Raw genomic sequence first — 15,124 nt, 5'->3', positions numbered from 1 at the left:
GCTTGTATTTAGCCTCTCATCGTTTCAGTTGTTCTATAACAATGTGAACTTTTTCATTTATTATGGTACTTAATGCGGATTTATGTGTATCCGCTCAATTTTTAGATATCCATCTAAACGGTAATCGGACTATGTTCTTGTCCCTCGACAACAGATGTGCATTCCTCAGAGGGATTAGAATCCAGTTATCGATACTATTCGCCTCAAGGAACTGAGTTAATGATTCCAGCAACACCTCTACGTCATCATCATCATATCGTTCCTTTTGCTTGATATCAGGTTTTTGAACATATCCACAAAGGAAGTGCTCTGTCAGATCTAAAAAGATACGGCGTTCAAACCTTGGATGAGAAAATAAACAATCTATCAAGTTTTTTAAAGGTACCTCCTCTCCATAACTCATTTCATTTGAATCTTTTCTTTTACAGTAGTGTAAAAAAGCTTTTGCAATGTTATTTAAAGTTGCCATGAGATTTCCCTCTATACATTAAATTTAGATTTTTAACAAAAATAATGACACTACTAATTTTTTCAAACTTTTGGTTAAGAAGGCTGCTTCAGTGTATGTTGTGAAGTACACATGTTTAGGTCTGGTAGTCGAGAAAACATGAAATTTTTATCTCCGTGTCGGAAGCTAGTACTTTCTACCGTGGGTTTGGGGAAACCATACCTCTTCCAACTGTGCCGTCCATTTGGTCCCTTAACGTATAGCTGAGAGAATTTCAATTACGCCTAATCTTCGGATTATCTCTAAGAATTATAATAATCTAAAATCAATTCTTCTGATTTTGTTTTAGTTAGATGTTTTTCCTGTCGGTGCTCTGCTGGTCCTTACGAAAACCAGGAAAATGAAAAAACGGATTGCGCGTAAAAAAACAACTCGAAATCCATTGGCACATACCTATTGTTTATATCAATGCCTCTTTACAGGTGAAACTTTGTGTCACTATTTAACGGGCTATGTACCGATTGCAGTATACTTCCCTTCATATTCCTGATGTTAAACACACAAAAAACGTCCATCTTTCCTGAAATTAAACCAATTGTTGGATTTTATGTATAGTTTAATTCTCTAAGGTTTATGCTATTTACCAGATAAAACTTTAGTGGAGGTAACCATGAATAAGAGAATGCTTCTTGTTTTGTGTTTGATTTCAATATTTGTTTATGACACATCAGTAAATGCGGAACCCCTAAAGGTGGAAGAAAAAGGGTCTGATAATATGAAGGTGAACTTTAAGCCTCTATACGCAAGTATTTCTGGAGAATTTGAGGTTGTCACTAAAAAGATTGATGGTTCATTTGTGATATTTTACTTGTCAGATACTGACCCTGTACTAAGTCTTTATGAGAGCTATTACCATGGGCAAGAAATAAATCAATCGGACAGCACAGAACTAATAATAAAGAATGGGGTTAAGTACCATTATAGCCCATTTAGAAATAATCATGGTGGCACGCTAACATGGGTTAAAAATAATATTCTTATTGAAATGAGTAGTTCTCATTTTAACAAAAATACCATGATGCAATATGCCTCTACTATCAAGTAAAAAACAAAGGATGCCAAACGCGAAATTAACGTATTGGCATCCTTTTGATTTTATTGATATGCGTAACCGTCAACTGTGAGCCAAAATCCGCCATCCATGTCATTGTTTGTATTGGATGTTATAACAACTTGGTATGTTCTCCCTGGAACCACATTGCTCACGTTCCAGCTTCTCCTTGTACCGATAAACAAAAAAACCGCTAAAATAGCGGCTTTCATTGGGACCATGTTCTTGTCCCTCGACATTTTAATATATAAAAAACGCCTACCTTTATATCGAGATGTCGGAGGACAATCAATGGGAACATTTAGTGTGAGAGGACGGGGGTTAGTCGCCCCCTCCTACTCGATTTGCCTTTATAATTATTCAACTATCGGATTCGATCTCCATGACACCATTGATACTTAACGGCAAGATTATCAAGCATCATTCTGACAATACTAGGTCGAGCCAGGATTTCGCCTCATGGTACAGAACTGGATTGTTTTCTGGCGTATAGTAAGCCAGCACTGCCACCGCCTGCGATACGACCCATCCGCGGGCTCTTGCCCATGTAGCGTCATCCGTAGGAAGATATTTGCGGAACGAGTCACGTGCTGCCGGCGAGTGTAACTTCCATGCGACAATGACATCGCATGCAGGATCGCCAACGCCCATTGTATCCCAATCAATCACACCGGTGATTCGTTTATTTCGCACAAGCCAGTTACGCATGTCAAGGTCGCCGTGATGCCAAACTGGTGGGCCGCTCCACGGAGGCGCGGCAAGTGCCGATTCCCATACATCAGACACCGCAGCAACATCGCCATCGAACTGTGCCAACCAGTATCGGAACCCCTCATCCCTTTGAGCCAAAGGAATGCCGCGTCCCTGCGGCCCACCCGATGAATCGATTTGTTGCAGCGCTGCAACAAACTCCGCAAGATCACGAGCTGCCTGAATCGCGTCAATCTCCTCTATCGGTACCGTCTCGCCCTCAACCCATGTGTGTATATACCAAAACCACGGATATTCGCTATTCGGGTGCCCTAGAGCGACTGGTACAGGAGCTTCCAGCGGAACCAATGGAGCAAGCTTAGGCAGCCAAGTAAACTCGGGACTTTCTGGTGTCGTAGGCCCTTCCCGACGCGCGAGCCGAACTGAATATTCGTTGCCTAGCCGAAAGATGGCGTTCACTGTGCCAGCCGGCTCGATCCGTCGCAGGGATAGATCCGCCCAATGGGGAAACTGTGCAACAAGCAGACGACGAACGAGCGCTTCATCAAGTTCCTTTTCGTCGACGTGCATTTTCTCAACCATGAGTCGCTACCTCCTCGGTGTTACCATCACATATTTAACAGAGTATCAAAGAAATAATGGAATAGACAGATAATTCCTAATTATAGTTAAAGTATACCGCTAATCAGCGGTATCATTGGCACGTAAACCAGCTAGTTCTACTACTTCAATCAACGTTATAGAACATTATCATATCGCCTCTAATCTCTTTATGCCATTAAAGTCTACGGCTTTTCGGTCGCAAAGCCCAGGAAGCGATGCCAAGCGCAGCATAGACAAGCGGAAGAATGATATGGAATCCGTAATGGCCGTAATCATTTATAAAACTGCAATCTTTTTCAGATAAATGTGCAAGGCTTTCTTGCCGGACAACAAACTTACAGGACCATTCTTGGTATACTTGAACGTCTTGCCCGGAATTGAAGTCGCATCCGTGTATTCTTTAAAAACCGGCGAGAAATTCGACATGGGGGAAACATACAGGTAATTATCGGCAGCCACGTATTGATCGACAATCGCGTCAAGATGAGCTACTTTTGACTGCTCGGCTCACACGAAGACGTGTGTCCATCTGTATGTCCTGGCCGTGGCGCGAATGATCGTGAAGAACAACCGAGGGTTCAAAAGGTTCTTGCTTAGATTCAGCCACAATATTTTTTTTAGCCGTATTCTCTTCCGAAGTCTTCCATCTTCTCAAGGATCGGCAGTAATTTATTCCCCTTGTCTGTAAGCGAATACTCTACCCGAGGAGGAACTTCTGGATAAACATCACGTTTAATGACTCCATCTTTCTCCAACTCTCTAAGCTGCTTTGTGAGAGAGCCTTGCGATAAACCGCCAAGAAATTTTTTTATGTCCGTATAGCGACGCGTTTCTCCTCTTAGATACCATAGTATAAAGTATTTCCAACGTCCTGAAAGGACATATTGGGTAAAGGATATCGCGTACATATCCCTGTTTTCATCGATAAACGCTTTATCAAATCCTTCATTACAGACCCTCATTGATATCCCCCCCCCGAAGGTACAAAAAGTTGTACTATGTTCATTTATATTGCCCTCTTTGCGGATCCAACGAAAAATTTTATGATAGTGTCAATGTCACCGGGACAGAACAACATTGGCCAATATTTAGTTAGCAGTCTTAATTTAATAATTTAATTATAGCAAATAGGTGATTCAACTCTAAGCCTATACAGCATAAAGGAGAGTAGGGAACACGCGAAAATATGTGAGTTCCTTATCAATACAGAGTTATTATATCAAATAAATATGGAGATGGATTACATGAATGAAACCATTTCACTGCTTCATAATCATGCATCTGTGCGATCTTTTACCAATAAACCCTTGACAGAAGATCAGCGAGAAGCAATCTTTAAAGCAGCTAGTCAAACTTCATCTTCCAGTCTTCTTCAAGCCGTTTCGATTATTCGAATCACAAATCCTGATCTGCGAAAAAAAGTGATGCAACTCAGTATGGATCAACCCTATATTGAAGAAGCAGCAGAGTTTTGGATTTTTTGTGCAGATTTTAACCGTAATCATCAAATTGCCCCAGTGGTGGATATTGAATATATTGAATTTCTGTTGGTTGGTACGTTCGACGCTGGACTGATGGCACAAAATGCTTTAACAGCAGCCGAATCCATGGGACTTGGCGGTGTATTTATCGGGGCTGTCAGAGCTAATATTAACGAATTATCTGACCTGTTGAAATTACCGAAGTATGTGATACCTTTGGTGGGATTATGCTTGGGTACCCCGGCAGGAGATAAACCTGGACTTAAGCCGCGGCTGCCTCAATCCATGGTCTTGCAAGAAAATCAATATCAACCACTGGATCAAGAGAAATTAGCCATCTATGATGAAGCCATGTTGAGGTATTATGAGAGCCGTCCGGTTATGGCTCCCTTCACAGTGAAAAAAGTAAAGGGATGGAGTGACCATATCCAAGATCATCTCCAGAGAAGTACTCTCCCTCAAATGATGAACTATTTGAACAAGCAAGGATATGCGAAAAAATAAAGTAAGCGTAAAATCTCACTTTAACCCGGCAGATTGAATTTGATGGACCAAACTTTCCATAGCTGTGCCAACTCCCTGGGTACCTTACTTGTAAAACAGTAAATCCAGCATTTGAAAGAGGAGTTGACATGTCATCTACGGTAGGTGTATTAGGCAACCAGTTATCCGGATTGGTATGATCGACTGAATCAAGCAATGAAGAAGCGAGAACATCAGGTTTTGGGTTTCTACGAAGAAGGAATTCAAAAAGGGATTTTTAATGATATCAACGGCAAGCTACTAATTATGCAGAATGAGCTTTTAAGGGGAATGTTCAATGCCAAGTATCTAATGACGAATCAATTAACAGTTCAACAAATTTTATTTGATTATTATCAATTAATGAAAATTCAACTATTTAAACCCGAAAAAATTTCAGCCATTGATGATGCTGTCAAGGTACCGAAACTTGAACTTCTGACCCAAAAGATTACTAAAAACCTTTTTTAACAAAAGAGGCTGTCCCATAAAATCAATACGATGACAGGCGATATCCCTCTTCTCAGCTAGGTAGTCACTCGAGGCGAAGAATGACCTAAACCACTGCCTGTATTGAGTCGTTCTTCTCTCATTTATATCTTGAAAAAGGTAGCAAATCAAAGCGGAGGTTGAACAGTACGTGAGTGGATACATTCTGTTCCTAAACCAGAACGATTCCAGTAAAAACTAAAAGACCGTTCCCTTAGAATACCGGGAAACGGCCGCAGCTTAAGTTTTGTCTTTTTTTACTGTCTACTTTGCAGGGGTATGACCGATATGTTGTCTTTTCACTTTCATTAGTGATTGTATAGCATTCAGTTTTGCCAAGCATTCTAGACAATATATTACAAAAGTTGATTGAATCTATCCACGAAACTTCCGTCATATGCAAGTGGTTTAGCATCATATCTTCTTCGTGCATGACTAAATGATACAACTGCTGTGTTACCGGATACTTCATAATATAGAATGGTTCGGTTATTTCAGTCCATGTGATTGCCTTCTTAACGCTTCCAGGGTTTGATAACGTGGAATTAGAACTCAGCCATTTATCCGTATCACGTAATTCAATAGTTCCTCCCTTTATGGGCACCATCAAATTAATTAATTCGATTAAAAATCGCTCTCTATCACTTTCGGACTTCGGATTTTTCATCATTCCCACCTCTCAATGTCTCCTTACCTACTTGAATAGCTGATGAATTACCTTCTTTGTGCATCTTAAGTAGCTCAAGGAAAGATGATGTCGTGTCTGTTTTATATAAACATTCTCCCATGCTAATTCACTATCCTGCTCAATTAGGAGCATCCACTTGACTCTTCATACCTTTTCTCCTTGAAATGGATATGTTCAGTCCTATCCCGTGCTAACATCGTCAGAGAACTAAATGCTTTGTATTGCTTCATAGCCAATTCTATCCCCCACCCTGTTAAGATCCCTTTTATGCACTCCATAGATGGGATATCGAGCCTTAGAAGCAAAAGTCGGCTTTTTTTGAAGGAACTATGCTTAGTGGCCACTTTAAATCAATTCTTTCTTCTAAATCGTAACTGTAAGCATTGCTATCATGCGGAGTTGGAATAGAGAAGCATCAGAAGTAAATTGTTTTTATTATTGTCTCACAAAAACAAAACTTCTAGCATAAATTCGTACATAATTTAAGGGAATTTACAATAAAAAGAAAATGAAGTATCTTGAGAATGAATGATTCATTCTTTAGAACGGGAGGTGGTTCACAGTAAGTTAGCTAACGAGTTCAGTTTACTTAATTCAGGTGATTTCATTATTAGTTCGTTAATCCTTACATTGAGTTAATCTATACAAACTTGTTAATAAAGGGGAAATGACTCATGAAAACGGACCGTGCTATTGTTATTGGTGGAGGCATTGCCGGACTATTGGCAGCTAAAGTTCTGTCTAATTTTTATACTGAAGTTGTGGTTGTAGACCGAGACCACTTTTCTGAAGAACCTGACAGTCGTTCTGGAACACCCCAAGCCTTTCAGCCTCATCGTTTAACGCCTCGCTGCAGTTTAATCCTGAACCGTTTATTCCCTGGACTGATGGATGAATTAATCAAAAAGGGTGCTTACTCTACTCGTGGGAAAACTACACATCTCCTCAGTCCTTATGGCAAAATAACATCCGTCGAACATAGTCATAATGCATCGTTCAGTAGAGCCCTACTCGAATGGGGCATTCGCCAATATATACGGAACATACAAAATGTCCGTCTGCTCGGGTTGAATGAAGTCATCCACCTTCATGCTTCTGAAGATCGTTCACAAGTAACTGGCATTATAGTCCGAGAACGTATTTCAGGTGAACGCAAACAATTCAGAATGACGGCAGATCTTATCGTCGACACCAGTGGCCAATTCTCCAAGACTGTTCATTGGCTCTCGGAGCTAGGGTACGAAGTGCCGCAGCCAGAGCGATTAAAGATATCTCTCGGTTATAGCACTCGGCGTTATCGCATACCGGATGGACGCAAAGAAGAGCTGGATGTAATTCGTTTAGAAGGAGATCCGCTCAAGAATACCCATGCAGCTGCGTTTTCTATCATAGAAAACGATATAGCTGAAATGGTACTTTGGAACTTAAATGGTCAGTATCCTTCCAACGATCCTGCATTATTTGAACAAGATATTCGCCATTTGGGTTGTCCTTTATTAAATGAGGTCCTTGAAGGATTGGAACCTATCGGACTACCACGCGGTTTTCGGGTGTCTGAACTGTCCAGGCAACATTTTGAACAAATGCAGCAATGGCCGTCTGGGTTACTTGTCATGGGAGATGCCTTCTGCCAACTTGATCCTGTTTATGGTCAAGGGATGACGCTTGCGGCCATGGAATCGGAAATTTTAGAAACAAGCCTTCAACAACAGTTGAGTCATCCCCAACCTAGCTTTGAGATCAATGTCCATCAACAGATGCAAGGTTGCATTGAAGTAGCATGGTGGTTAAATGCTGTGTCAGATCTAAGGTGGAAAGGTGTGGAGTATGTTGGTATAAAGCCGATACAAGGATTGCAGTTCGCTCAAAATTATCTCGAACATGTCCTTCAGGTATCCACGGAACAAGCCAATTATGAAGTATTTGGATTGTATTGGCTCGTTAACTCCCTATTCTTATCCCCTAGCGAACTGTTCAATGCGGGAATGGTGACAGCCTTGCTCGCTGCGGGAGGATCCGGAGAAGCTAAACAATGGTTAGATCACTGGATGAAGGAGTCAGATCAACCACTTGAGGAACGACTGAAACTTTTGCTTCCCTCATTTAAGCGAGCCACCTTTGCAACCATAGATCAACTTATGCCCTCATCCTGAGTCATAAATAAAGAAGGAGTCCTAGCTGATGACACCATTATCTGAAGAACAATTGATTAATCGAAGAGAATCTCGAAAACAGCAAATCTTAGAGGCAGCCTTAAAGGTGTTTGCAGGCCATGGTTTACATGGAGCCAAAATGAGCATGATTGCTGAAGAAGCCAAGCTCAGTGCGGGACAGCTTTACCGTTTTTTCGAATCAAAGGAAGAACTATTTATCACCTTGATTCGACAAGTAGCGGAGGAAACTACGCTGGAGGGTGTTTATGATCTCCCTGGTTCTCCTTTTGAAAAGGTCCGCACCTTTATCGCAAGTATTCTAGAGGAGGAAAGTATACAATATCCTTTTAAGCTCATCCAACACGCAAACAATGATGAAAATGTGCCAAGGGAAGCTAAACAATTACTCCGCCAATTTTCCGTAAAGAACTTTGTTGAACAACTTCTACCACTGTTCGAAGAAGGACAAGAGATTGGGGACTTTGCACCAGGGAGTGCACGCGAGCTCATTTCTGCTTTATTGACCATGTTATCCGCATTGATCACGCTTAACATGCCAATGGAGAATGATCATGATATGCCGAATGCGGATATGCTGATGCGAATTGTCGCGGGTCCGCGAATCCAAAAATGGTAATTGTAATGCTACTAAATTTTTCTTGTTAACATGCACACGTAGGTTTAGTTAAAGAATGAAAGATACGTTTAACTATAGCAAAACGGCAGCCGACCACGTAGATCGGCTGCCTTGTATTTCTGGATAAGTCTTGTTCCCCGTTAACAAAACGTAAGATTAAAGTTGCTACTTATTATGATTAATCGCATAGCACCAAGCAGCTTAAATTGAAATAAGTATTTTCAGTTTACAACTCTTTGTATTTCATTCATATTCGTTTTTATTTTTGTATCTCTTCTCCAAACCTATCACCGTGTTTAATGCAGCATTTCAAAAACCTGCGTCTTTTTCGTTTTCTCTATTATATTGTTTCGATTCGTGCATTCTATACAGTACAAAGCCTACAAGCATAATTATTATTAGCAGTACAAATATGATGATACTGTATCTCCAAAATTCATCGTAGCTAATTCCCATGATCATAAGACTATCACCTGAGCCGTTTCCGCTAAAGGTATATCTTGCAAATGTCAAAAATAGCGATTATAACACAAGGCGATTTTGCCAAGAAATAAAAGCTCAAAGTGTTTGGTTCGTGTTCATCGTATCTTGTTGTTTTTTGCCGAACAAAAAGAAGCCGATCCTAATGAACACGGCTACTTCTATTCATTGATTTAGTTTGTATAAACCTACGCAGCTCTCTGAATGTTGATGTCTCTGCTACTTTACAGAAATTCTTATTCCTAAGGGGGCGTTCAATCTCAAAGATGTCTCGGACTTTGGCATAATGATGGCCAGCCAACCGGCTAACCGCCTTCAAGCCAACAGGATCAATTCTTCCATTTTCATAAATATGATCCTGGATATGAAATTGCACGACCCTTCCGATAATAAAATCGCAGCCTTTCTCACCATGTCCTCCAAACTCCAACGCATGCTCCACTACGCATTCCATGCGAATCTTAGCTTCCGCGATCCCTGGAACGGTAACCTTAACGCTGTCGACGGGTGTTAAGCCGGCCAATTGGACTTCACTCTGATCGGGAGGAAGCTTGGCAGCCGTCATATTCACTTGATGGACATTGTCTTCATCCACAATATGAACAACGAACTCGCCCCTCGTCTTCATATTGCGGGCCGTGCCCTTCGCCTTCCCGCCGGAGCGCTGGATGGACAGCGAGATGAGCGGTGGGTCCGAAGATACGATATTGAAATAACTGAACGGAGCTCCGTATAACACGGCATCATGCGAAAGCGTCGTAACAAATGCGATCGGCCTCGGTATAATACTGCCGATCAGCAGCTTATAATTTTCCCTCTCGGTAAGGTTCAATGGATCGATGGACTGCATCAAGACGCTCCTCCCGCGTTGGGTTCCAGCTCTCTCACTTCGAAGGGAAGCAATACTTTTTTGATTTCACCGGTGAGGCTCATATTGTGACAGCAGCTTCAATGCTTGCCCCATCGTTTCATGCGACTCATCGTGCGTAAAACCTGGAAGATCCGTAGCGATTTCAAAGAGAAGGCTGCCATGCTCCCTGAAATAAATCGCATTAAAGTAATGACGGTCTTGCACCGGTGTTACCTGATAGCCTTGGTCTGCAATATATTGCTGCCACCGGAGCTGTTCCTCATCATCTTTAGCACGCCATGCAATATGATGAACCGTACCGACACCCGCTGTCCGTATCCAGCTCCAGAGAGCCTCAGATCAACCGTATTTCCTATATCCGCGGAGGAACGATACCGTGCAAGCTCTCCTTCTTGGCCGACATATTCCAGTCCCATCACTTGTTCCAACAATTCGGCTGTTCTTTCCGGTCTCGTGGAGAGTAAGGTTGCTCCTCCAAAACCTTTAATCGCTACATCAGGAGTGCCTCCGCCCAAATTCCAGGTATGAGCTCGCTTTCTTCTCGCTTCACGAGCTCAAGATGAAGGCCATGAGGATCATCAAACCGCAAATAAGTTTCTCCAAAGCGTTCACTCATCGTGAATGAAACATCATATGTCTGAAGGCGGTTCTGCCAAAATGTCATCGCCCCCTTCGGAATCGCGTAGGATGTTACTCCCACTTGTCCGCTGCCGATTCTTCCCCTATAGGCATCAGGCCAAGGAAAGAATGTAATGATCGTTCCGGGCTTGCCGCCATCGTTGCCGAAATAAAAATGGTATGTGCCCGGATCATCGAAGTTTACCGTTTGTTTGACCAAGCGGAGTCCTAATACACCGGCATAAAAATCAACGTTCTCTTGCGGATGCCCTACAATCGCAGTAATGTGATGGATTCCTTGTGTTCTACTCCATAACTTGAACTTCCGTGTTCATTGAGCGCGTTGTTTCTAGCAGCGGCTGCGGCAAGCCCTTTAAATGATGATCGAAGAAAGCCGCCACATATTCCCGCTGCGCGTCAAGCGCTTGCTCAGGGTCAGCCGTTCCAATGCTCTGCTGGACCGAAAGCCTGGAAAGGCTCACCTCGCTTGCAAGCTGAGGCAACAGAGACTGATAATCGGTAAAGGTAAAATGGGCCCCGTTCGGTATGGCCACATCCAATTTCCAACCGCTTGTATGGTTCCAGAACATGGCCCGGTCCTCCGCCGTCAAATGCGAGTCCACTTCACCTTCGTCGTTGAACCCGGAGTTCAGCAGCATAAACGGACGATTCAGGCCATCCTGTGCTACGGGCAGGGGATGATTGGGCATATGCCCCATCGTTCCGTCCATATCGATCCCCGCATCGATTCGCTCATCCTCATACATCGTTTGAGCGGCCGTTGCTCCCCCCGCGGAGTGCCCGTAAATGCCTACCTTGGAAAGATTAAGGAGGGCAGCCAAACCGTGAGGCAGCTGCTTCTTGCCGGTGTCCGGATTGCTGCCTGCCCTCATCCCGGTCAATTGATCCAGGACAAACCGAACATCATCGACGCGGACATCGATCATCTTAAGCACCGTTTCAGCACTGAATGCCGGCAACGTCTCCGTTACGACCCGACCGTCGGGAAATTCGACGACCGATGCTTCATGCGTATGATCCAAGGTAATGACGATATATCCGCGGCTAGCCAAGTCCTGCACCAGGATGGTGCCAAAGCTTCGCGGAATGGAGCCGCCTGGGGAGAAGATAATCACTGGCCAGCCTCCCTCAATCTCGGCCGCAGGCGCATCCAGCCATGCGTGGGTATCGATATCGGCCAGATTGACCGTGCCGGGGGTCAGGCCGATGGATGGAAGTTCCGATTCGTCATAATGCTTAGCCGCACCTTCCCGCATATATTTAGCTTTTTGTCCGCTTTCTTCTTCGGCCGGGTACCAGATACTGATCATAAGCTCCCTCGGTCCTTCGTTATTCCAAGGATCCATTCTGTCCTCATCCATCAAGTGAAGCTCTGTCACCCCGATCGGATAGCTCCCCATAGGTGCGGGAATGTGGAGCTGGACGCCTGGCCCCTTCGCAATTTCTTCTTCCTGCGGGATCGGGGCCAGGCATACGAAGAGCCCGGCAAGCACGATGGCTACTGACGCGATCACCAGCACCGAAAGATGGATCCAACGCGGGGCTTCCCCAATGAGAATTTTGCTGACAGAACCTACGGTCAGCACAAAATAGACCATATAGATCATCATAAACACGCTAATACAGACCAGGACGGGCTCCAGAAGACTGATGCCCCCTAATCCGCCGAACAGCCTCCTTAGCCAGCTGAATATGACAATATAATGTCCCGCTCCAACGAGCAGCGGCAGGATAAAGATCATAGCGTTCTGCTTAATGATCGAACCGCTAATTTCGTTCATGCTCACACCGATTCTCCTCAGAACTTCGTAGCGGGCCTGATCTCCAGCCGCTTCGGTCAACTGCTTGAAATAAAGGACGCTCCCTGTTGCCAGGAGGAACACAAGTCCCAAAAAGCCGAGGATAAATACATTTAGCGCAGCGCTTTCGATTCCGACACGATATTCGGCATAATACGACGACAGCTTTGATTCCGGTGTTGCCATGGCGGCAAGCGCATCAGAAGTAGCCTTCGTTGTTTTCTGTCCCTCTACCGCGTAACCGATATAGTCTACAGAAGGGCTCTGCCGCTCGATGGCGTGATATGTTTCGTCAGCGACCACGACCATTATATCCGGATAGTTCCAGTTCACGATTCGTTCGATCGTCATATCGGTAAATGCAAGAGTCAACGGCTGTGAGGGCAGCTCCAAGGTGAGCGTCTCTCCGTCATAATCCGACCACTCATGATCCGTGTACATCGGGCGAATCGCAATCGCCAGGCCGGGCTCCGTCACATCCAGTCGGGGAATGCTGAGTGCTTCCGCAGCCCGGTTATATCCGCTCATGGAGGTGACTTTGATTGGCAGCTCGTTAGATGCCATTTGTTTCTTCGATATAATCTCATCGCTCGAAGAATGTCCGTTCAGATGAATAATAGGAATCGTAACCTGCTCGGCCACAGGATGCGCCGTATCGCTTCGGATCATATGGTCGACTTCCCTGTTAAAAGCTTCGTTCTGGCTGACAAACATATAGCTGAAGGGAGCGATCAAACGCGTGGAATGCTCGTAGGTATGGTAGGTGCTCAAGCCAAAGCTGAAAGCGCACAACGCCAAAGCCGACAAGATGGATATGATGCTGAACGTGCGGGCATTCCCCTTCATGCGATAGACGAGATTCGACGTAACTACCAAGTTCAACCCTTTATAGTAATAACGTTTACGACGCTTCGCCAATCGCAGGACAAAAATAATAAGTGATGAAAACAAAAGCCCCGTTCCCACTATAATCCCGACCGACATCACCCCAAGATTGGTCAGGATCTGCTCATTATTCGCAAACTCGCGAACTCCGAACCCATAACTGATCGATAGGATGAGGATAGCAGCAAACGCTGAAATGATGGAAGCCCGCGGTTCCCGCTCCCCTTCCTGCTCGGCTCGAAACAGCTCGATCAGCCGGAATCGGTAGATCAGCCTATACGCCTGCACTGAAGTGATCAGGATAATAATCATGAACACAATAACCGTACTGATGATCGCCGGAAAGGAGATCGACATCCCGATATCCACGCTAATGCCGAGCAGCCGGGCCAGGATCATGGTGAAGAGCTTTGACAGAAGAGAGCCGGCACCGATTGCCAATGCGAGAACGATTATACCGATCAGCAGATTTTCATAAAATAGCAATCGGCCGATCGTTCGTTTGGGCAATCCCAGCAGGGCATACAGCCCTACTTCCTTCTTCCGTTTTCTGGAGAAGAATTGGTTGGAATACAGGATAAACACCGACACGAACAAGATTAACACGATCGAAGCAATGAAGAACGTGGACTTCATGCTGCTGGACGACTCGATCGCGTTCATGATTTCCGCACTGTACTGCAGGGAAGCGAAAATATAAAAAATGACGACACTAATAAACATAGAGATGAAGTAGACGAAATAATGGCGGAAATTGCCCCGAATGTTTTTCTTCGCCAGATCAAACAGCGTCATTGGCATCTCCTCCCAGCACGTTCAGCACATCCAATATCTTCTTGAAGAATTCTTTTCTGACCATGCTTCCCTTGACCAGTTCCGCAAAAATGCCGCCGTCTTTAATAAATAACACACGGCTGCAATTGCTTGCTGCGTAAGCATCATGCGTGACCATCAGGATCGTGACGTAATCCTGCTCGTTCAAATCCTTCATCGTCTCGAGCAAGTCGGCTGCAGCTCGGGAATCCAAAGCTCCCGTCGGTTCATCCGCCAGGATCAGCCTCGGATCGGTCACGATTGCGCGGGAAGCAGCCGTTCTCTGCTTTTGGCCGCCGGAGATTTGATACGGGTATTTGTCCATAATATGACCGATGCCAAAGCGCTCCCCGACCGCTGACACCCGCTGCTCCGTTTCGGCCACGTTCATCCTTGCAAGGGCGAGCGGAAGCACAATATTTTCCTTGACGGTCAGCGTATCTAAGAGATGATAGTCCTGAAAAATAAAGCCCAGCTTCGTTCGGCGAAACTCCGATAATTGCGCTTCATTCATCTGCAGCACGGGTTCCCCGTCGATCACGATGTCTCCAGAGGTCGGCTCGTCAATGGTGGATACGATATTGAGCAGTGTCGTTTTCCCGGAGCCGGATGGCCCCATAATCCCGACAAATTCTCCTTTCTGAACAGTCATATCAATCCCGTGCAGTACCGGGATCACATTTCCTTTAGCGCCGTACGACTTTTGTAATTGATGTATTTTAACGATCTCTTTCATTTGTTCTCCACCTCCAGGTAATCATTCCCTGGTATCATAACACCGTTTGTAACGCGCA

Annotated in this window: 11 protein-coding genes and 3 pseudogenes; 5 read left to right on the top strand and 9 right to left on the bottom strand. The window is 44.4% G+C overall.

Features of this window, described 5'->3' with window-relative positions:
- Positions 1-94: 94 nt before the first annotated feature.
- Complete coding sequence (locus tag RSX24_RS10175) at positions 95-469, bottom strand: hypothetical protein (protein ID WP_343260491.1); 375 nt, start codon at positions 467-469, stop codon at positions 95-97.
- A 649-nt stretch (positions 470-1,118) separates the two neighbouring features.
- On the opposite strand from RSX24_RS10175, the gene RSX24_RS10170 reads away from it, so the two are divergent.
- Positions 1,119-1,553, top strand: coding sequence for a hypothetical protein (locus RSX24_RS10170; protein WP_236414311.1), 435 nt, complete (start codon positions 1,119-1,121; stop codon positions 1,551-1,553).
- Positions 1,554-1,979: 426 nt separating this feature from the next.
- On the opposite strand, the gene RSX24_RS10165 is transcribed toward RSX24_RS10170, so the two are convergent.
- The 3 genes and pseudogenes from RSX24_RS10165 to RSX24_RS10155 form a co-directional block, all read right to left on the bottom strand.
- Positions 1,980-2,840, bottom strand: a complete 861-nt coding sequence (locus RSX24_RS10165; protein WP_343260490.1) for an aminoglycoside phosphotransferase family protein — start codon at positions 2,838-2,840, stop codon at positions 1,980-1,982.
- Between the two features lie 336 nt (positions 2,841-3,176).
- A pseudogene (locus tag RSX24_RS10160) lies at positions 3,177-3,380 on the bottom strand (NAD(P)H-dependent oxidoreductase); the annotation flags it as partial.
- 110 nt (positions 3,381-3,490) lie between these two features.
- Positions 3,491-3,835 carry a winged helix-turn-helix transcriptional regulator gene (locus RSX24_RS10155; protein WP_343260489.1) on the bottom strand — a complete coding sequence of 115 codons (345 nt, stop codon included), beginning with the start codon at positions 3,833-3,835 and terminating at the stop codon, positions 3,491-3,493.
- Between the two features lie 282 nt (positions 3,836-4,117).
- Between RSX24_RS10155 and nfsA the strand changes: the two genes are divergently transcribed.
- On the top strand, positions 4,118-4,858 hold the full coding sequence (gene nfsA / locus RSX24_RS10150) for an oxygen-insensitive NADPH nitroreductase (RefSeq protein WP_236412885.1): 741 nt from the start codon (positions 4,118-4,120) through the stop codon (positions 4,856-4,858).
- 195 nt (positions 4,859-5,053) lie between these two features.
- A complete protein-coding gene (locus tag RSX24_RS10145; protein ID WP_343260488.1) occupies positions 5,054-5,347 on the top strand; it encodes a hypothetical protein in 294 nt (97 codons plus the stop codon).
- 232 nt (positions 5,348-5,579) lie between these two features.
- Here RSX24_RS10145 and RSX24_RS10140 read toward each other — a convergent pair whose 3' ends face one another.
- On the bottom strand, positions 5,580-6,041 hold the full coding sequence (locus RSX24_RS10140) for a hypothetical protein (RefSeq protein WP_343260487.1): 462 nt from the start codon (positions 6,039-6,041) through the stop codon (positions 5,580-5,582).
- A gap of 686 nt (positions 6,042-6,727) precedes the next feature.
- Here RSX24_RS10140 and RSX24_RS10135 point away from each other — a divergent pair.
- Complete coding sequence (locus RSX24_RS10135) at positions 6,728-8,206, top strand: FAD-dependent oxidoreductase (protein ID WP_236412882.1); 1,479 nt, start codon at positions 6,728-6,730, stop codon at positions 8,204-8,206.
- Positions 8,207-8,234: 28 nt separating this feature from the next.
- Positions 8,235-8,843 carry a TetR/AcrR family transcriptional regulator gene (locus RSX24_RS10130; RefSeq protein ID WP_343260486.1) on the top strand — a complete coding sequence of 203 codons (609 nt, stop codon included), beginning with the start codon at positions 8,235-8,237 and terminating at the stop codon, positions 8,841-8,843.
- A 727-nt stretch (positions 8,844-9,570) separates the two neighbouring features.
- Here RSX24_RS10130 and RSX24_RS10125 read toward each other — a convergent pair.
- The 4 genes and pseudogenes from RSX24_RS10125 to RSX24_RS10110 form a co-directional block, all read right to left on the bottom strand.
- Positions 9,571-10,173: pseudogene (locus RSX24_RS10125) on the bottom strand (flavin reductase family protein); the annotation flags it as partial.
- Positions 10,173-11,107: pseudogene (locus tag RSX24_RS10120) on the bottom strand (ring-cleaving dioxygenase). The pseudogenes RSX24_RS10125 and RSX24_RS10120, both read right to left, overlap by 1 nt.
- Positions 11,108-11,117: 10 nt before the next feature.
- Positions 11,118-14,312, bottom strand: a complete 3,195-nt coding sequence (locus RSX24_RS10115; RefSeq protein ID WP_343260485.1) for an alpha/beta hydrolase — start codon at positions 14,310-14,312, stop codon at positions 11,118-11,120.
- Positions 14,299-15,066, bottom strand: a complete 768-nt coding sequence (locus RSX24_RS10110) for an ABC transporter ATP-binding protein (protein ID WP_343260484.1) — start codon at positions 15,064-15,066, stop codon at positions 14,299-14,301. The genes RSX24_RS10115 and RSX24_RS10110 overlap by 14 nt, the downstream gene beginning before the upstream one ends.
- Positions 15,067-15,124 lie beyond the last annotated feature (58 nt).

This window comes from Paenibacillus hubeiensis, assembly GCF_032334105.1.
GTDB classification, from domain to species: domain Bacteria; phylum Bacillota; class Bacilli; order Paenibacillales; family Paenibacillaceae; genus Paenibacillus; species Paenibacillus hubeiensis.
The sequence above is the reverse complement of the archived record's forward strand: the minus strand, read 5'-3'. Positions and strand labels throughout refer to the sequence as shown.